General features: G+C 55.9%; 19 protein-coding genes. 10 read left to right on the forward strand and 9 right to left on the reverse strand.

Annotation, left to right across the window (positions count from 1 at the left end; all coding sequences use genetic code 11):
• Window positions 1-4: 4 nt before the first annotated feature.
• The 3 genes from ACR0JR_RS06790 (at window position 5) to ACR0JR_RS06800 (ending at window position 1,668) form a co-directional block, all read left to right on the forward strand.
• Window positions 5-415 (forward strand): F0F1 ATP synthase subunit epsilon, encoded by a 411-nt coding sequence (locus ACR0JR_RS06790; RefSeq protein WP_010441764.1) that lies wholly within the window; start codon window positions 5-7, stop codon window positions 413-415.
• Between the two features lie 111 nt (window positions 416-526).
• Window positions 527-877, forward strand: coding sequence for an H-type lectin domain-containing protein (locus tag ACR0JR_RS06795; protein ID WP_010441765.1), 351 nt, complete (start codon window positions 527-529; stop codon window positions 875-877).
• A 98-nt stretch (window positions 878-975) separates the two neighbouring features.
• Window positions 976-1,668, forward strand: a complete 693-nt coding sequence (locus ACR0JR_RS06800) for a nitroreductase family protein (RefSeq protein ID WP_480455543.1) — start codon at window positions 976-978, stop codon at window positions 1,666-1,668.
• 51 nt (window positions 1,669-1,719) lie between these two features.
• On the opposite strand, the gene ACR0JR_RS06805 is transcribed toward ACR0JR_RS06800, so the two are convergent.
• Entirely contained in the window at window positions 1,720-2,739 is a 1,020-nt protein-coding gene (locus ACR0JR_RS06805) for a ribose-phosphate pyrophosphokinase (protein ID WP_010441767.1), read from the reverse strand.
• Between the two features lie 108 nt (window positions 2,740-2,847).
• Here ACR0JR_RS06805 and ACR0JR_RS06810 point away from each other — a divergent pair, with 108 nt between their 5' ends.
• Entirely contained in the window at window positions 2,848-3,447 is a 600-nt protein-coding gene (locus ACR0JR_RS06810; protein WP_170473013.1) for a 2-hydroxychromene-2-carboxylate isomerase, read from the forward strand.
• Window positions 3,448-3,465: 18 nt separating this feature from the next.
• Here the strand turns inward: ACR0JR_RS06810 and ACR0JR_RS06815 are convergent, their stop codons facing one another.
• The 7 genes from ACR0JR_RS06815 to ACR0JR_RS06845 all read right to left on the reverse strand — a co-directional run bounded on the left by ACR0JR_RS06815 (window position 3,466) and on the right by ACR0JR_RS06845 (window position 9,579).
• Complete coding sequence (locus tag ACR0JR_RS06815; protein WP_480455545.1) at window positions 3,466-4,500, reverse strand: threonine aldolase family protein; 1,035 nt, start codon at window positions 4,498-4,500, stop codon at window positions 3,466-3,468.
• Window positions 4,500-4,973: a YcgN family cysteine cluster protein gene (locus ACR0JR_RS06820; protein WP_170779495.1), complete on the reverse strand. Its 474-nt coding sequence runs from the start codon at window positions 4,971-4,973 to the stop codon at window positions 4,500-4,502. The genes ACR0JR_RS06815 and ACR0JR_RS06820 overlap by 1 nt, the downstream gene beginning before the upstream one ends.
• Window positions 4,970-5,902, reverse strand: coding sequence for a bifunctional riboflavin kinase/FAD synthetase (locus ACR0JR_RS06825; protein ID WP_480455546.1), 933 nt, complete (start codon window positions 5,900-5,902; stop codon window positions 4,970-4,972). The genes ACR0JR_RS06820 and ACR0JR_RS06825 overlap by 4 nt, the downstream gene beginning before the upstream one ends.
• A 60-nt stretch (window positions 5,903-5,962) precedes the next feature.
• On the reverse strand, window positions 5,963-6,406 hold the full coding sequence (locus ACR0JR_RS06830) for a MaoC family dehydratase (protein WP_074736482.1): 444 nt from the start codon (window positions 6,404-6,406) through the stop codon (window positions 5,963-5,965).
• A 100-nt stretch (window positions 6,407-6,506) separates the two neighbouring features.
• Window positions 6,507-7,382 (reverse strand): TIGR01459 family HAD-type hydrolase, encoded by an 876-nt coding sequence (locus ACR0JR_RS06835; RefSeq protein ID WP_480455547.1) that lies wholly within the window; start codon window positions 7,380-7,382, stop codon window positions 6,507-6,509.
• A gap of 196 nt (window positions 7,383-7,578) precedes the next feature.
• A complete protein-coding gene (locus ACR0JR_RS06840; protein ID WP_480455548.1) occupies window positions 7,579-8,499 on the reverse strand; it encodes a manganese-dependent inorganic pyrophosphatase in 921 nt (306 codons plus the stop codon).
• Between the two features lie 99 nt (window positions 8,500-8,598).
• A complete protein-coding gene (locus ACR0JR_RS06845; RefSeq protein WP_480455549.1) occupies window positions 8,599-9,579 on the reverse strand; it encodes a TraB/GumN family protein in 981 nt (326 codons plus the stop codon).
• A 121-nt stretch (window positions 9,580-9,700) separates the two neighbouring features.
• Between ACR0JR_RS06845 and ACR0JR_RS06850 the strand changes: the two genes are divergently transcribed.
• On the forward strand, window positions 9,701-10,375 hold the full coding sequence (locus tag ACR0JR_RS06850) for a DUF2161 domain-containing phosphodiesterase (RefSeq protein WP_480455550.1): 675 nt from the start codon (window positions 9,701-9,703) through the stop codon (window positions 10,373-10,375).
• 25 nt (window positions 10,376-10,400) lie between these two features.
• On the opposite strand, the gene bla is transcribed toward ACR0JR_RS06850, so the two are convergent.
• Window positions 10,401-11,282: a class A beta-lactamase gene (bla, locus tag ACR0JR_RS06855; RefSeq protein ID WP_480455551.1), complete on the reverse strand. Its 882-nt coding sequence runs from the start codon at window positions 11,280-11,282 to the stop codon at window positions 10,401-10,403.
• Window positions 11,283-11,510: 228 nt separating this feature from the next.
• Here bla and groES point away from each other — a divergent pair, with 228 nt between their 5' ends.
• The 5 genes from groES (at window position 11,511) to ACR0JR_RS06880 (ending at window position 16,444) form a co-directional block, all read left to right on the forward strand.
• Window positions 11,511-11,798, forward strand: a complete 288-nt coding sequence (groES, locus tag ACR0JR_RS06860; RefSeq protein ID WP_039523824.1) for a co-chaperone GroES — start codon at window positions 11,511-11,513, stop codon at window positions 11,796-11,798.
• Between the two features lie 55 nt (window positions 11,799-11,853).
• The gene (gene groL, locus ACR0JR_RS06865; RefSeq protein ID WP_480455553.1) at window positions 11,854-13,497 is read left to right on the forward strand and encodes a chaperonin GroEL; all 1,644 of its coding nucleotides are present in this window, start codon (window positions 11,854-11,856) and stop codon (window positions 13,495-13,497) included.
• Between the two features lie 144 nt (window positions 13,498-13,641).
• Window positions 13,642-14,484: a DMT family transporter gene (locus tag ACR0JR_RS06870; protein WP_480455554.1), complete on the forward strand. Its 843-nt coding sequence runs from the start codon at window positions 13,642-13,644 to the stop codon at window positions 14,482-14,484.
• 38 nt (window positions 14,485-14,522) lie between these two features.
• A complete protein-coding gene (locus ACR0JR_RS06875; protein ID WP_480455555.1) occupies window positions 14,523-15,296 on the forward strand; it encodes an alpha/beta hydrolase in 774 nt (257 codons plus the stop codon).
• The gene (locus ACR0JR_RS06880) at window positions 15,293-16,444 is read left to right on the forward strand and encodes an alpha-D-ribose 1-methylphosphonate 5-triphosphate diphosphatase (RefSeq protein WP_480455556.1); all 1,152 of its coding nucleotides are present in this window, start codon (window positions 15,293-15,295) and stop codon (window positions 16,442-16,444) included. Before ACR0JR_RS06875 ends, ACR0JR_RS06880 begins: the two co-directional genes overlap by 4 nt.
• The last annotated feature ends 48 nt before the right edge of the window (window positions 16,445-16,492 follow it).

A 16,492-nucleotide genomic window follows, 5' to 3' on the forward strand; every position in this document is an offset into this window, starting at 1 on the left:
CTTGATGGCAAACACGATGCAATTCGACCTCGTCAGCCCCGAGCGGAGCCTTGCTTCGCTTGAGGCCACAGCGGTCCAGATCCCTGGCGCGGACGGGGACATGACGGCGATGCCCGATCATGCCCCCACAATCACTACGCTGCGCCCGGGCATCCTGAAGGTCGAGGCACCCGCAGGCGCCAGCGAATACCTGGTCACCGGCGGGTTTGCCCAGATCAACGGCGATGGCCTTTCGGTTCTGGCAGAAAAAGCCATTCCGGTCGCAGAAGTGACCCGGTCGCATATGGATGACCTGATCGCGGAAGCCCGCGCCTCGCATGAGGCCGCGAAAGCGGGTGACGATCAATCCATTGTCGACGATGCAGCTAAGTTGCTGGCTGATATGGAAGCCCTTGGAACGCATATGAGCTTATAAAAGTTCGTCTCAACCCATTCGAAACGGCCCTGCTTTGCGGGGCCGTTTTTTTGTCGTGATTTCGTCAAAGGTGCAGGGTAAGGTGCCGGAATTGAAAGAAAAGACGACACGATGAAGAAATTTCTGACCCATCCCATCGGTATTGATCAGGGCGAATCCGTTTTGTTTTCCGATTTCGCCGACGGTGGAGATATGTGGACCGGGCAAGGCGCGCGCGAACGCCGAACTGCCATTCGGTTCAAAGAGGCGTTTCGATCAGTGCCATTTGTGCAGATCGGCGTGGCGCTTTGGGATGTGGATACGTCATCTGCGTTGCGAGCTGAGGTGCAGGCAGAAGATATTACCCCCGAGGGATTTAATGCTGTGTTTCGGACTTGGTCTGATACGCGTATAGCCAGAATTCGGGTATCCTGGACAGCGATCGGCGAGGTGGCGCACGAAGATGATTGGAATATCTCCTGAGTCCGTATTGCACGTAAGAGGAGATTGCACCTTTTTGACAGCCGTACCATAACGGAAAAAGCGCCTGCGACGCGCGATGGATACGGAGGACCTTGCCGGTGTTTGCACGCGAGCACATTGAATACAGAGCTTTGAATCTGCCTGATCGTATGGACATGTCGGATGACGAGATGTTGAGTGAGGCGCAGGCATTTTATGACAAGATGAAGCGTCGCCATACCGTACGGGACTATTCGGACCGCCCTGTGTCACGCGCAGTCATCGAAGAGTGTATTCGCGCCGCAGGAACCGCTCCATCAGGGGCTAATCATCAGCCTTGGCACTTCGTCGCAATTTCAAATCCCGAGATGAAGCGCCGAATTCGCGAGGAAGCGGAAGAAGAGGAACGCAAGTTCTATGATGGCGGTGCCGGGGATGAATGGCTGAAAGCGCTGGAACCGATTGGAACAAATGACCAGAAGCCGCACCTTGAAGATGCGCCGTGGCTAATTGTGATATTCGCTCAGAGATGGGGCCATTTCGATGATGGGGTGCGGTTCAAGAATTACTATGTGCCCGAGAGTACAGGTATTGCGACGGGCTTCCTGCTAACGGCATTGCATCACGCTGGGTTGGTCTCCCTGACTCATACACCCAACCCTATGAAATTCCTGAATAAACTATTGGATCGCCCTGATCACGAAAAACCGATCATGATCGTTGCGGTTGGTCATCCAAGTGAAGAGGCGAAGGTGCCGAAAGTAGCAAAGATGAAAAAGCCGTTGGATGAAATCATGACGGTCGCCGAGTAGCAGGCCGTCATGATCTCAAATGGCAGAAGCTGTGGTCAGCAGTTTTGCTGATTAGTCCATGTGATAGAGCGACTCGTAAATCGGAGTCAGCGTCTTATCCTCGAACAGGGATGACACACTGGTGCCGTTCCAGATATTCAGGATTGCCTGCGTGAAGATCGGAGCCGTAGGTACGATGCGGATATTTGCGGCCTTTTCGATCTCGGCTGTTGGTTGGATTGTGTCCGAAAGCACCAAAGATTTCATGACCGAATTGGTTACACGTTCAACTGCAGGTCCGCTCATGACGCCATGCGTGATATAAGAATGCACCTCTTTGGCGCCATTATCTATCAGCACCTGGGCAGCTTTACATAGTGTACCAGCTGTATCGCAGATGTCGTCCACGATCAGGCAGATCTTGTCTTTGACGTCGCCGATCACTGTCATCTCAGCAATTTCACCGGCTTTTTCGCGGCGCTTGTCAACGATCGACAACGGAGCGTTGATACGTTTGGCCAATTCGCGCGCGCGCGCAACACCGCCAACATCCGGCGAGACCACCATCAGATCGTCCATCTGATCTTTGAATTGCTTCTTTACATCCAGGGCAAAAATCGGTGAGGCATAGAGGTTGTCCACCGGCATGTCGAAAAAGCCCTGAATCTGGGCGGCGTGCAGATCCATCGTAAGGATACGCTCGATCCCTGCGCCAGTCAGCATGTTAGCCACCAGCTTGGCACTTATCGGTGTGCGCGCTTTAGTGCGGCGGTCCTGTCGGGCATAGCCGAAATAGGGAATCACAGCAGTGATGCGGGCCGCGGACGAACGGCGCAGGGCATCGGCAATGATCAGCAACTCCATCAGGTTGTCATTGGCCGGGTTCGAGGTCGGCTGGATGATGAACATATCTTCGCCGCGCACGTTCTCGAATACCTCGACGAAAATCTCGCCGTCGTTGAACCGTTCGACCCGCGCATCGACCAGCCCCTGGTCAACGCCGCGATGCAGGCTCATGCGGCGGGCAATGGTTTCGGCAAGCGGAAGATTGGCGTTCCCAGCGATAAGCTTGGGTTCGTGAAGTGTCGGCATCGGCTGATTTTCCCCGGGCAGCAGTGGCAATGTGACAGATTCGTGATGTTGACACCGCTTAGCATGGGTCTACCGTCGCGCAAAGATAACGCAGCGGAGAAAGTGAACATGGCCCAGATTGACTACTTTTTTGCGACACTCTCGCCCTATTCCTACCTGGCGGGGATGCGACTTGAAGAGATTGCAGCCAAGCATGGTGCGACGATCAATTATAAACCGCTGGATATCATTGCTCTGTTCGGCCGAACCGGGGGAGTGCCTCCAAAAGATCGACATATCTCACGTATCGAATACCGCGCGCAGGAACTGGTCCGCCAAGCGCGTAATCTGAGCATGCCGCTGAACCTGCAACCTGCGCACTGGCCTACGAATATGGCGCCGTCCTCATATGCCGTGATTGCGGCCATTCAGGATGGATCAGGGGATGTCGGAAAGCTGTGCCATTCTTTCCTGCGAGCGTGCTGGGCAGAGGAAAAGGACATCGCCGACGATGGCGTTATCCGCGATTGCCTAGAGCAGGCCGGGTTTAATCCAAGTCTTGCCGATAGCGGTCTTCTGGTAGGTGCGGAAACCTATGCCGCCAATCTTGAAGAGGCCGTGGATCGTGGTGTATTCGGCGCGCCGTTTTATATCACACCGGACGGTCAAAGGTTCTGGGGTCAAGACCGTCTTGACGACCTGGACCGTCATCTCGCTGAGATGAAATAGCCGGGCAGGCGCGCCCGCCTAAAGAAGGCTTAGAAACTGGTCGATCTGTTCGGTTCCGATGGACCAGTCGCAAACCAGGCGGCAGGCCAGCCTCTCGTCATCGTCTTCGCCCGCCAGCGTATCGCCCCACAGGTGATAGACAGCGCCTGCCTCGTGCAGGCGCTTGTGCTGTCCGCGGGGGAAACTGGCAAATACCATGTTGGCTTGGGGCTCATGCAGGAACTCGGCGCCGACCGCTCGCAACCCGTCCGCCAGACGCGCGCAGTTGGCATTGGCCTTGCGGGCAGATTTCAACCACAGGTCATCCTTTAGGTAGGCGGCCATTTGGGCCGACAGGTAACGGTGCTTGGAAAACAGGTGCGCACCGCGCTTACGTCGCAGCTCGAATTCCCATGCTTTGCTTTCGTCGAAGAAGATCACGGCCTCGACACCCATCAGCCCGTTTTTGGTGCCGCCAAAACTGATCGCATCAACACCGGCTTTCCATGTCATCTCAGCGGGTGAGCAATTTAGGGCAACCAGAGCGTTGGTGAAACGAGCGCCATCCAAATGCACTGGCAATCCAAAAGATTTGGCAACACCACATAGGGCTTGTAGTTCGGCCAGCGAGTAAACCGAGCCGCGCTCAGTCACCTGAGTGATAGAGACAGGCCCGCGTTGAGGACCATGAACGCCGCGGGTTTCTTCCCCCTCAATGGACTTGGTCAACGCTTCGGGGGTCATTTTGTCGCCGCCCGGCACCAGTGTTAGCTTTGCGCCGGTGTAGAATTCGGGCGCGTTGCACTCATCCTCATGAATATGAGCAACGGGTGAGCAGAATACGGTTTCCCACGGCTTGCTCAGCGTCGCCAACGCCAGCGAGTTTGCGGCTGTTCCCGTGGCCACCAGATAGACGGCCGCGCCGGGCGCCTCAAAGATCCCGCGGATTTGATCACGGACTTCGTTCATCAAAGTGTCCGCGCCGTAAGCCATCTGATAGTCCTGATTGGCCTCGGCCAACGCGGTCAGAACTTCGGGATGAACAGGCCCGGAATTGTCGGAGGCAAAATGCATCAACTCGGCTCCTCGATGATGTAGTCTTCCCATTCTTCCATGGGTGTTTCGAATTCAGATACGGTTCGCCCCAGCACGGAAACTTCGGCGGTATGAACGCTGTCTGGCGTACCTGATACCAAAGGATGCCAGTCGTAAAGTGGTTTGCCTTCCCACAGCAGTCGGTAGGCGCAGGTCTGGGGTAACCAATAGGCATGACTGTCGATGTTATCGGGTGTCATGACGATGCATTCGGGTACGAACTGGTGCCGGATGTCATATTGCGTGCACCGGCAGGTTTCGTCATCCAAAAGACGGCAGGCAACACATGTCAGGGCGACCTCGCCGGTATCTTCGTCTTCCAGTTTGTTCAGGCAGCATTTGCCGCAGCCATCGCACAGGGCCTCCCACTCACGCTGGTTCATCTTGCGTAGTGGCTTGCGTTCCCAGAACCGAGGCGCGAGGCCAGCTCGATCGATTGGATCCGTGGTCATGTACTAGCCAGTATCTCTCGGGCGCGCGCGCAATCGGCATCCATCTGCGCGATCAACCCGTCAAGGCCGTCGAATGTCATTTCGGGCCGCAGATAGTCGACCAGACCAACGGACAGCGTCGCGCCGTAAAGATCGCCTGAGAAATCGAACAGGAATGTTTCGATGTTGGGAACCTCACCTTGGAACATTGGCCGGGTCCCGACCGATGCCGCCCCGTGATAGCTGCCCTGATGTGGGCCATCCAGGACGTCGACCAGAACTGCATAAACACCGAATCTCGGAGGGTGCAGCCCTTCGATCGACATATTGGCCGTCGGGTATCCCAAGTCGCGTCCACGTTGCTCGCCTCCAACGACCTCGCCCTCGATCCGATGCCAGTGACCCAGCATTGTTGCCGCATCACGCGGACGCCCTTCGGTCAAAGCTGTGCGGATTGCGGTCGATGAAACCACATTCTCGGTTCGCTCCAACAGGGGCGCGATGGTTACACCGAACCCCATATCTTCGCCGAAGCGAACCAGATCCTGAGGGCTGCCGCTGCGCCCTTTGCCAAAACAAAAGTCAGCGCCCACAACAACATGAGACAGCCCCAGTCCATCACATATGACGTTTCTGGCGAAAGCTTCAGGGGTCATTCCCGCCAGCGCCGAATTGAAGGGAAGTTCATAAAGCTTCTGCACGCCGAGCTTTTCCAGCCGGTGCGCGCGCGCATTGCCGCGCATCAGACGAAAGGGCGGAGCCTCTGGGGCAAAATACTCTCGTGGATGCGGCTCGAAGGTCATGACTCCCAGCGGCGCGTTCAATTCAGCATTGCGCGCAAGTTCAATGACGGATTGATGCCCTAAATGGACGCCGTCAAAGTTTCCAATGGCGACGCTGGCACCACGATCTTCTGGCTCGACAAACTGGAAGTCACGAATGATCTGCATGAGGATTGCCTAGCGGGACTGACCGTCAGGTTCAAGCCGCAGATCGGCTAAGCTGCGTGATCAGTCGAACTTGCGGCTTGGTGCCAGCACCATGGCCTCACCCACCAGCACTTTCTTACCGTCGACTGCGCAGTGACAATCCAGCTTAACCCGGCGTTTGGCGAAATCGATATCGATCACCTTGACCTCGGCATAAACCATGTCCCCCGGACGCACCGGCGCCAGAAATTTGAGCGATTGACCCATGTATACGGTCCCATGTCCCGGCAGCTGCTCCCCGATCACGGCAGAGATCAGGCCAGCGGTCAGCATGCCATGCGCAATGCGCCCTTCGAAAATTGTATCGCGGGCATAATCATCATCCAGATGAACAGGGTTACGGTCTGTCGACACCTGGGCAAACATCTCGATGTCTTCATCTGTCACCACTTTGCGCAGATGCCGTGACATGCCCATTTCGATGTCTTCGATACAAATCGTTCCGCGTGGAAGGTTGTCCAACATGCTGCCCTCATCCGAGATCGAAAGAGCAACAAAAGACCATCATTTGCCGCTCGTCGGCAACTTTATTACTTCGCAGTCGCAGAAAATCAAGTCTTTTTTGCTATCTCAAACGGCCAATCGAGAAGGTAGGGTTAATCTGTTCTTTTTCGTTATGGACCCGCAATGCATCCTCATCCGGGTGATGTGCGGTTTTGGTTTCAGCCGCGGCCAGCCCCCCGGTGATGAACAAGGTGTCAATGCCTTCACCCATGCCCCCCGCGATGTCTGTCTGGGGCCCGTCACCAATCGCCAGTATCTCGGAGTCAGAGACGTCGACTCCGATTGCTTGCAGCCTTCGTCGTGCCAGATCATAGATCGGCGGGTGTGGCTTGCCGAAATACAGGCTTTCACCTCCCATCTCACTGTAAAGCCGGGCTAAAGCTCCTGCGCACCACTCGCGTGTTTCGCCTCGGTCCACGACGATATCGGGGTTGGCGCAAAGCAGTTTCAATCCTTTCTGCTTGGCATACAGAAAGTCGGGCCGGTTTACATCCGGGTCTGCCATCGGGTCGAACGGGCCGCAGCACACAATGCCTTCAGCTTCGTCCAGCGCCACGCGCTCGATATGGATAGGATGATCCAACAGCTTCAGCGGTTCAAAAAATCCCGCGTCACGTTGCCATTCGCCCATGAAATAGACTTTATGACCAACCGTCCCGCGATACATCGCAGAACGTGCCGAATCGCCACTGGTCGCGATGGTGTCATAGGCGTCCGCGGGTACGTTGAATTGCGTTAGCTGCACTGCAACACCGGCTCGGGGCTTGGGAGAGTTGGTCACCAGAACCACAGTGCCGCCTTTTTGCCGATAAGCTTGCAGGGCAGCCACGGCCTCGGGGTAGGCGGTGATCCCGTTGTGAACGCACCCCCACAAATCAACGAACAGCGCTTTGTACCTGTCGGAGATTTCCGCAAGTGAAGAAACGATTTGGGTCATGGCGCGCCTCGTGGAACAGGGAATGCAAGATACCAAGCCTATGGCAGAGCCCGGCCAGATTTGCCAGAGGTCCCGCTTTGGGCATGTTGAAGGGAATAGGATTCCCTTGTTCATCTGGCCACAAATATCCCGGAGCGCGAGGCAGAGCCTCGCAAAAAGAAAGGCGCCCGGTTCGAGCGCGTTTGATGATCTAAACTCAGACCTTGAGGTTTGGAATGATCTGCTTTTTCCGGCTCATGATGCCTGGCAGGACAACCGCGTCGCCGTCTACGGTAGCGCCAAAGCTTTTCTCGGCGACGCTTTTGACCAGATCGTTTGGAACCAGCAGGGTCGCCTCTTCGCTCAGAATGTCGACCACGAACAGCAACACCTGATCAACGCCGTCTTCTTTGGCCACATCGGTCATCGCGCTTACGATGCTGTCCTTGCGATCCAGCACGACGCCGGGTGCTGTAGTTTCCAGAACCGAAACCCGGAACTTGGTGCCGTCGACTTCGTATTCCTTGCTATCCATGCGGATCAGTTCGGCGTCCGAGAAAGACGAGACATCCGATTTCGCTGCAAACATGTCGGCGGCGTAGACCGCGACATCCAGACCAAGCTCAGCCGCCAATTTCTCGGCCACGGAACGATCATGGGCGGTGGTGGTGGGTGAGCGGAACTCCAGCGTATCCGACAGGATGCAGGTCAGCGCTGCACCTTTGATGGCGTCAGGCATCTTGGCGGCATCGTCACCCATCAGGTCGACCATGATGGTTGCCGTGCAGGCCAGTGGGCGCACGGTGATATCGATCGGGCCTTTGGTTTCAAGTCCGCCAACCAGCTTGTGGTGGTCGATGATCGCGCGGATGTCGGCGCTGTTGATGCTGGCCGGCAACTCAGCCGGATTGTTGGTGTCGACGATGATAACGGGCGCATCTTCTGCCACGTCCTCGATGATCTGAGGCTTGGGCAGGTCCCAGCGTTCCAGCATGAACGCCGCTTCGGTGTTGGGTTCACCCAGCAATGCAGGCTGGGCCTGCTCACCCTTCACTTCGTTCAGATACCAGGACCACAGGATCGGAGAGCCGGTGGAATCGGTGTCGGGAGATTTATGGCCAAAAACTAGCGTTGTCATGTCGCGTGTCCTGAGGAATGTGGATTTGCGCGCCTTATAGGGTGGTCAATCCCGGATGTCACCCGGAAGGAAAGGTGCTGCGACCCTTGGTCTGATTTCCTAGAATTCAGCGCGCTCTAAGGTGTATCCCGCCTGCTGCAACTGGTTTAGCAAGCCGTAGTCATTGCTTAGATGTCCGGCCCCAACAGCGATGACTGCGGTCTGATCCTTCAGGCTCAAAATCATTTCCATCCAATTTGCGTTGCGCTGTACCAGAAGCTGATCCTCAAAACTCTGCCATTCGGCGTTAAACTCCTCGGGTGTCAGTCCTGATGCTTCAAGCCCCTGTATCTTGGCCAATTCCATGATTGCAGCGTGCTGTTCCTCGATATACGCATTCGCCATGGTGATCATTTGATCGTCACCCGCCTCCAGTGCGCCTGACATCCGGGTCAGCGAGGCAACCTGATCTTCCAACGAATGACTGTCGAACATGATAATCAAGTCCTCGATGCGTTCGAGCGAATACTGAGGAATTTGATGTTCAACGGCCAATTCGGTCAAGCGCGTATCCATGCCCCGATCGAAATCGGGGGTATTCATCAGGCAAGGCGGAATGCCAAGCATCATGCTCAGGAACCAAGGGCGCATCTTCGCAGCCATCCAACTGGGAATCCCGCGATCAGCCAGCGTTTCCGACAACGCGGCCCAATCTTCTTCTGACATCAGATCGATCAAAGTTGGCCCTGATGTGATCAATACCGGGCTGAGGTCCTCGGCCAGGTCTTTCTCGAAAGCCTCCATCTCTGTCTTTGTAACTTCAAAGTAGAACGCGTCGACCCGGCTCAGGATTGGCGCCAATCTATCAACCACTGGCCCCATTCGCGCATCGTTGGTGTGCAGAGTGCCGATCAAATGCAGCACAGTGTCGTCCTTAGTGGCGATCCAGTGATTGCCTTCCGGAAATGGAATAGCGCGAAGCGTCTCGTCCAGCTCAGCCTGAGCTTCGGTCGACAGATCAAGCCTCAGATCTCGCCCCTCACATGCTGCTTGCGCGGTGATTGGAAATAATAGGCAAAGACAAATGCTGAGCAGACGCATGGGATTCCTTCCGCAGCTTGCGACGATGCCCAATTCATACCCCTGCCTTCTTACCGCCTGCAACGTGGTTTGTTATCAAGCAGCGGCTGGCAATCTGCGCGAAACCGCATAGCATGGCCTCATGAAACTTGAGCAAGATCTCTACCCTCCAATCAAAGCGTTGTTGGAACGACAGGGCTATACCGTGAAAGGAGAGGTCGGCGCTGCCGATATCATGGCCGTACGCGATGGCGAAGACTTGGTGATCGTTGAACTCAAACTGCGCTTTAACCTTGCGCTGTTTCATCAGGCCATCACGCGCCTGAAAGTGACCGATCAAGTCTACATCGGGGTCTGTAAGCCTAAAGGGCGAATGGCGCGACGGGCTTTGAAGGACAATCTGGCGATGTGTCGCCGTTTGGGCCTGGGCCTGATCACCGTGCGCCCGGATGGTACGGTTGAGGTTCAATGCGACCCTGGCCCATATACGCCACGCAATGACAAGGTGAAAGCCAAGCGATTGCTGCGGGAATTTGAACGGCTGCAGGGTGATCCGAATGCAGGCGGTGCCACGCGCCATGGTATTGTGACGGCCTATCGGCAAGATGCGCTTAAATGCGCGGCACATCTGGCTGAACATGGCGCGGTCAAAGGGGCAACGGTGGCAAAGGCGACGGGGGTCCAAACAGCCACGCGCCTGATGTATGACAACCACTACGGCTGGTTCGAGAAGGTGGAGAAAGGCGTATATGCCCTATCTGCCACGGGGGTCGAAGGATTGAAACATTGGGCATATAGCTGGGAAGAAGCGGAATAGCCGACTTGCCGCGTGCTGAAGGTGATCAGTCAATCCGTGCGCTAATCTCGGCGATCATCGCTTGGCCAATGTCCGAGAGCACCGCGTTGCGTTCAGGAAATGACGCATTGCTTTCAGTCAGATAGATGGCTGCCATATATGTTCGTGGTTCAGGTGTCTGCAAAAAGGCGATGATCGCGCGGCTGCCGTAACCTCCTGCTCCGGTTTTGTCCCCAATTATCCAACTTTTTGGCAGATGAGCGCGGATAAGCCCGTCGGCCACCTGATCATCAATCATCCATTGCCCAAGCTGCGCGGCTGAGGCGGGTGAAAGCACCTCGTCGAATAACAGCCGTTCTATTGTCTCCAGCATTGCCCGTGGTGTCGTTATATCACGCGGGTCGCCAGGGGTGGCTTCGTTCAGGGCAGTCTCCCAACGATCCAGGCGTGTAGTGCCGTCGCCCGTTGCCCGGAGGAACTCGGTCAGCCCGGCTGGCCCGCCCAGTTGTTTTAACAAGAGGTTGGCCGCTGCGTTGTCGCTGATTGTCATGGTTGCCTGACATAACGCACCAATTGTCATTCCCGTCTCAACGTGTTCGCTCGTAACAGGTGAATATTCCACAAGGTCTGATGTCTGAATTGCCACATTTTCTGACAGGTCTACTGCACCAGAATCCACACCTGCCAAAATCGCGCCGCACAAGAGTGGCTTGAATGTACTGGACATCGGGAACAGCTCATCGGCCCGATGCGAGACTTCCCAAGCAGCGTCAGTTTCATACAGAAGGACGCCAATTCGCGCGTCCAAGCGGTGCTCCCATAATCGGGTGTTTTGGATAAGGGTTTGGGCCTGCGCCGTAGCGGCGAAACAGATGATCAGAGCAAGTGAAAGCACATTCGAGGCGGCAAGGAACTGGCATCTAGGCATCAAAGTTTCCGCCTCAATCAAGGGTGCGACCAGATTAGTCTGCCGGGGTTTTGAGTAAACCAATTATTCTGGATTCTTTAAGCTGCAAAAAATATTCATGCAGCTTGTTGACTCACTTTCGGTTACTCCCTAGCTATGCGTCGTTATCACTCATGAGACCCGAGTGCTAACGCCTCGTCAGTCGGCGAGGGGAGGATAAACAAACTTTGAGCCCAAGGAGCTGCAAAGATGGCATTGAAACCGCTTCATGACCGCGTACTGGTTCGCCGTACCGAAAGCGAAGAAAAAACCGCAGGCGGCCTGATCATTCCCGATAGCGCAAAAGAAAAGCCCAGCGAAGGCGAAGTCGTCGCAACCGGCGAAGGCGCGCGCAAGGATAGCGGCGAACTGATCGCGATGGCTGTAAAAGCTGGTGACAAGATCCTGTTCGGCAAATGGTCGGGCACCGAGGTTCAGGTCAACGGCGAAGAGCTGCTGATGATGAAAGAAAGCGACATCATGGGGATCATCGAGTAAGCCCAAGCGCTTTCTCTGATCTTCATCTCAATAGATTTTCTCAAGGAGAGACAACATGTCTGCAAAGGACGTCAAGTTTGACACCGATGCCCGTAACCGCATGCTGGCCGGTGTAAATGTTCTGGCCGATGCTGTTAAAGTGACCCTGGGCCCCAAAGGCCGTAACGTGGTTCTGGACAAATCCTTTGGCGCACCGCGCATCACCAAAGACGGTGTTTCGGTTGCCAAGGAAATCGAACTGGAAGACAAGTTCGAAAACATGGGCGCGCAGATGGTGAAAGAAGTCGCCAGCCGCACCAATGACGAAGCCGGCGACGGCACCACCACTGCAACCGTTCTGGCTCAAGCCATCGTTCGCGAAGGTCTGAAGCAGGTTGCAGCTGGCCTGAACCCGATGGACCTGAAGCGCGGCATCGACTTGGCAACTGCCAAGGTTGTTGAAGGCATCAAAGACGCCTCGCGTGAAGTTAAAGACTCGGCAGAAGTTGCTCAGGTTGGCACCATCTCGGCCAACGGCGAAGCCGAGATTGGCCAGCAGATCGCTGACGCGATGCAGAAAGTTGGCAACGAAGGCGTTATCACCGTCGAAGAAAACAAAGGTCTGGAAACCGAGACCGATGTTGTCGAAGGTATGCAGTTCGACCGTGGCTACCTGTCGCCTTACTTCGTCACCAACGCAGATAAGATGATCGCAGAACTCGACGACTGCATGATCCTGCTACACGAAAAGAAACTGTCCTCGCTGCAGCCGATGGTTCCGCTGCTCGAGCAGGTGATCCAGTCGCAAAAACCGCTGCTGATCATTGCTGAGGACGTTGAAGGCGAAGCGCTGGCAACTCTGGTTGTCAACAAACTGCGCGGCGGCCTGAAAATTGCTGCGGTCAAAGCACCGGGCTTCGGCGATCGCCGTAAAGCCATGCTGCAGGACATCGCAATCCTGACCGGCGGTCAGGTCATCAGCGAAGATCTGGGCATGAAGCTCGAGTCCGTCACCATGGACATGCTCGGCACCGCCAAGAAAATCGAAATCACCAAAGACGAAACCACCATCGTCGACGGTGCTGGCGAGAAAGCCGAGATCGAAGCACGTGTTGCTCAGATCCGTACACAGATCGAAGAAACCTCGTCGGACTACGACCGTGAGAAGCTGCAAGAGCGCGTTGCCAAACTGGCAGGCGGTGTTGCCGTTATTCGCGTCGGCGGCATGACCGAAGTTGAAGTGAAAGAGCGTAAGGACCGTGTGGACGATGCTCTGAACGCAACACGCGCTGCCGTTCAGGAAGGCGTCGTTGTCGGCGGTGGTGTTGCTCTGGTTCAGGCTGGTAAAGCACTGGAAACTCTGGAAGGCGCAAACGCTGACCAGAACGCAGGCATCAACATCGTGCGCAAGGCTATTGAATCGCCGCTGCGTCAGATCGCCGAGAACGCAGGTGTCGACGGTGCGGTTGTTGCAGGCAAGGTTCGTGAATCTTCCGACGCAGCATTCGGCTTCAACGCGCAGACCGAAGAATATGGCGACATGTTCTCGTTCGGTGTGATCGACCCGGCCAAAGTTGTCCGTACCGCTCTGGAAGACGCGGCATCGGTTGCTGGCCTGCTGGTCACCACCGAAGCAATGGTTGCCGACAAGCCTGCCAAAGACGGTGGCGCACCTGCCGGCGGCATGCCCGACATGGGCGGCATGGGCGGCATGATGTAAGCTGCTCAAGCCATAGCGCTTATCGACGGGGTCGCCTTTGGGCGGCCCCGTTTTAGTTTGCGCTGGTAAACACGGCGAGCCGCGTGCTGTGTTCGCGCAGAAAAGTGAGTGTGCAAACCGCGTTGAAACCTCTATGCCGTTGATATGCGCCTGTTTCTTTTGACCTCACTGACCATGTGCGCCTTCGCGGCGAACTCGATCCTAAATCGGCTCGCGATTGATAGCGGTGCCAGTGGTCCGGCGGGATTTGCGGTCTTTCGAGTATTGTCTGGTGCTTTGGTTTTGGCTGCACTGGTGGTTATGCGAGGCGGCACAATCCCAGTGTTTAGCCGCCGGCGCATAGCTGGGGCAGGGTCGCTATTACTCTACATGATCGGATTCTCCGTCGCCTATCTGACGCTCGATGCAGGGCTTGGCGCGTTGATCCTATTTGGAGTGGTGCAGATCACGATGTTCGCCATCGGGGCTTTGACTGGCTCGGTACCCATGATGCGGCAGCTACTCGGTGCCGGGGTTGCGCTGGGCGGTCTGGTATTTGTCCTTTGGCCTGCCGGGCCGGTGCAAGTCGATCCGTTGGGTGCGAGTATGATGACGGCTGCCGGGATTGGATGGGCTATCTATTCCATCTCTGGGCGATCAGAACCAGACGCGTTGTCGGGAACTGCTGCAAACTTCATTGTGGCTTTGCCATTTACGGCACTCGCCTTGTTCCTAATGGGCAGTGACTGGCATATGACGACGCTAGGCTATGTATTGGCGGCGTTATCCGGAGGCGTCACGTCCGGTCTGGGCTATGCACTGTGGTATCGCGTTGTGCCGCAGCTTTCGCCTGCTGTCGCCGCGATCGTACAACTCAGCGTTCCGGTCATCGCCATTGCCGCCGGTATCATTCTGCTATCAGAGGTTGCGAACCTACGGCTGTTGCTAGGAGCAAGCTTTGTGCTGGGCGGAATTGCGCTGGCAGTGACGCGGCGGCGCGGCGACTAGGGGTTTTCTCAACTTTGGTTAAGTCTTATTTGGCGGGTATGAAGTTTGTAGCAGCGATCTTTCTTACTATTGCTCCTGTGGCGGTACAGGCGAAATGCGTCGTGCTGCTCCACGGGCTTGCGCGTACCGAGGCTTCGTTTACCGTCATGGAGCAGCTTTTCCATGCCCATGACTATACGGTAATCAGGCCGGGTTACCCATCGACAGATTTGCCGATACCCGAGCTCGCCAACCAGACATTGCCCGATGCTTTCGAGGCCTGTGGTGACGACACGGTGAACGTCGTGGCCCATTCGATGGGAGGCATTCTGTTACGGTATTGGTTGCAGGATAATGAACCCGATAAACTTGGGCGCGTCGTTATGCTTGGCCCCCCGAACCAAGGCAGCCAACTGGTAGATGAGCTTGGCGCTTGGGAGGTGTTCGGTTTTCTGAATGGACCCGCCGGTCTGGCATTGGGAACAGGCCCCGAGGGCATTCCGCGCCGCTTGCCGCCTGTCGACTTCGATCTGGGGGTGATTGCGGGAGAGAATTCTTTAAATCCGCTTTTTTCGTCCCTTATTGACGGGCCCGATGACGGCAAGGTCTCAATTGAGACAACAAAAGTTGAGGGTATGTCAGATCATATTGTCCTGCCGGTTACCCATACGTTCATGATGAATAACCCACGCGTCATGGCGCAGACACTGCATTTCATCGAATTCGGACAGTTTGATCCCCAGATCACTTGGCTTGATGGGGTGATGGATATCATCGATCAGATCTGTCTGGGCGAAGACTGCTCGGAACCCGAATCGGAGCGCACTCAATGAGCTCATTGGAACTGACATTGACCGGCGCAGATGTTCTGCTGCCGGAGGATGGGCTTACGAGCGGTGAATTATCCATCGCAGACGGTCTTGTACAGTCGGGCAGGGCGGGGAGGCAGATTGATTTGTCGGGCTATTTTGTTCTGCCCGGGATTATAGATCTGCATGGCGACGGGTTCGAACGCCATATCGCACCGCGTCGTGGCGCGATGAAGCAGATGGCAGAGGGCATTTTATCGGTTGAGGCGGAATTGGCGGCAAACGGAATTACGACCGCTGTTCTGGCGCAGTTTCACAGCTGGGAAGGTGGCGTGCGCGGACCCGAATTTGCCGGGCAAGTCTTCGAGGCCATATCGGCGGTCCGTGATGATGTGGCGACAGATCTGATCCCACAGTTACGCTTTGAAACCCATATGCTGGACGACTATGAGGTGCTGCCAGAGCGCATTGAAAGCTGGCAGGTCCCCTACGTGGTCCTAAACGATCATCTGCCTCATGATCGGTTGGCGGAAGGGCGCAAACCACCGCGTCTGACGGGGCAGGCGTTGAAGGCGGGGCGTAATCCGGAAACCCATTTTGACATGCTGCTATCAATGCACGCACGCAGTACCGAGGTGCCAGCTGCATTGGATGGGCTTTGCGCTAAACTCACAGAACGAGGCATACGACTGGGCAGCCATGATGACTCCACTTCTCAGGATCGTACGGTCTGGCGCGATCGCGGTGTCATGATCTCGGAATTCCCCGAAACGCTTGAAGCCGCCGAAGCCGCCAGAGCGGGTGGTGATCACATCATCCTCGGTTCGCCAAACGTCGTTCGTGGCGGTTCGCATAAGGGAAATGCCAGTGCTTTGGACCTGATCGCAATGGGTCTGTGTGATGCGCTGGCATCGGATTACCACTACCCCAGCCCACGTCGTGCTGCGTTGATGCTGGTAAAATCCGGTTTGCTGGATCTCACAAATGCTTGGGCATTGGTTTCTTCGGGTCCCGCAGAAGTTCTGGGCCTCAAGGATCGTGGAGCACTGCAGCCCGGAAAACGGGCTGATCTTGTAATATTGGATGCAGCAACCCAACGTGTCGCGGCCACTTTGTCAGGTGGGCGCGTCAGCTACATGTCCGGCGATATCGCTACGCGGTTTCTAAGCTGATCCCAGCTTCATCTGGCCCAAAGTATCCCCGCCAGAGGCATCGCGCGT

The organism is Ruegeria sp. AA3, assembly GCF_056542905.1.

Excerpts from the sequence above, each read along its gene's own strand:
- ACR0JR_RS06790 (WP_010441764.1), top strand. The coding sequence starts at position 5 with ATGGCAAACACGATGCAATTCGACCTCGTCAGCCCCGAGCGGAGCCTT.
- ACR0JR_RS06795 (WP_010441765.1), top strand. The coding sequence starts at position 527 with ATGAAGAAATTTCTGACCCATCCCATCGGTATTGATCAGGGCGAATCC.
- ACR0JR_RS06805 (WP_010441767.1), bottom strand. The coding sequence starts at position 2,739 with ATGCCGACACTTCACGAACCCAAGCTTATCGCTGGGAACGCCAATCTT.
- ACR0JR_RS06810 (WP_170473013.1), top strand. The coding sequence starts at position 2,848 with ATGGCCCAGATTGACTACTTTTTTGCGACACTCTCGCCCTATTCCTAC.
- ACR0JR_RS06815 (WP_480455545.1), bottom strand. The coding sequence starts at position 4,500 with ATGCATTTTGCCTCCGACAATTCCGGGCCTGTTCATCCCGAAGTTCTG.
- ACR0JR_RS06820 (WP_170779495.1), bottom strand. The coding sequence starts at position 4,973 with ATGACCACGGATCCAATCGATCGAGCTGGCCTCGCGCCTCGGTTCTGG.
- ACR0JR_RS06825 (WP_480455546.1), bottom strand. The coding sequence starts at position 5,902 with ATGCAGATCATTCGTGACTTCCAGTTTGTCGAGCCAGAAGATCGTGGT.
- ACR0JR_RS06830 (WP_074736482.1), bottom strand. The coding sequence starts at position 6,406 with ATGTTGGACAACCTTCCACGCGGAACGATTTGTATCGAAGACATCGAA.
- ACR0JR_RS06835 (WP_480455547.1), bottom strand. The coding sequence starts at position 7,382 with ATGACCCAAATCGTTTCTTCACTTGCGGAAATCTCCGACAGGTACAAA.
- ACR0JR_RS06840 (WP_480455548.1), bottom strand. The coding sequence starts at position 8,499 with ATGACAACGCTAGTTTTTGGCCATAAATCTCCCGACACCGATTCCACC.
- ACR0JR_RS06845 (WP_480455549.1), bottom strand. The coding sequence starts at position 9,579 with ATGCGTCTGCTCAGCATTTGTCTTTGCCTATTATTTCCAATCACCGCG.
- ACR0JR_RS06850 (WP_480455550.1), top strand. The coding sequence starts at position 9,701 with ATGAAACTTGAGCAAGATCTCTACCCTCCAATCAAAGCGTTGTTGGAA.
- bla (WP_480455551.1), bottom strand. The coding sequence starts at position 11,282 with ATGCCTAGATGCCAGTTCCTTGCCGCCTCGAATGTGCTTTCACTTGCT.
- groES (WP_039523824.1), top strand. The coding sequence starts at position 11,511 with ATGGCATTGAAACCGCTTCATGACCGCGTACTGGTTCGCCGTACCGAA.
- groL (WP_480455553.1), top strand. The coding sequence starts at position 11,854 with ATGTCTGCAAAGGACGTCAAGTTTGACACCGATGCCCGTAACCGCATG.
- ACR0JR_RS06870 (WP_480455554.1), top strand. The coding sequence starts at position 13,642 with ATGCGCCTGTTTCTTTTGACCTCACTGACCATGTGCGCCTTCGCGGCG.
- ACR0JR_RS06875 (WP_480455555.1), top strand. The coding sequence starts at position 14,523 with ATGAAGTTTGTAGCAGCGATCTTTCTTACTATTGCTCCTGTGGCGGTA.
- ACR0JR_RS06880 (WP_480455556.1), top strand. The coding sequence starts at position 15,293 with ATGAGCTCATTGGAACTGACATTGACCGGCGCAGATGTTCTGCTGCCG.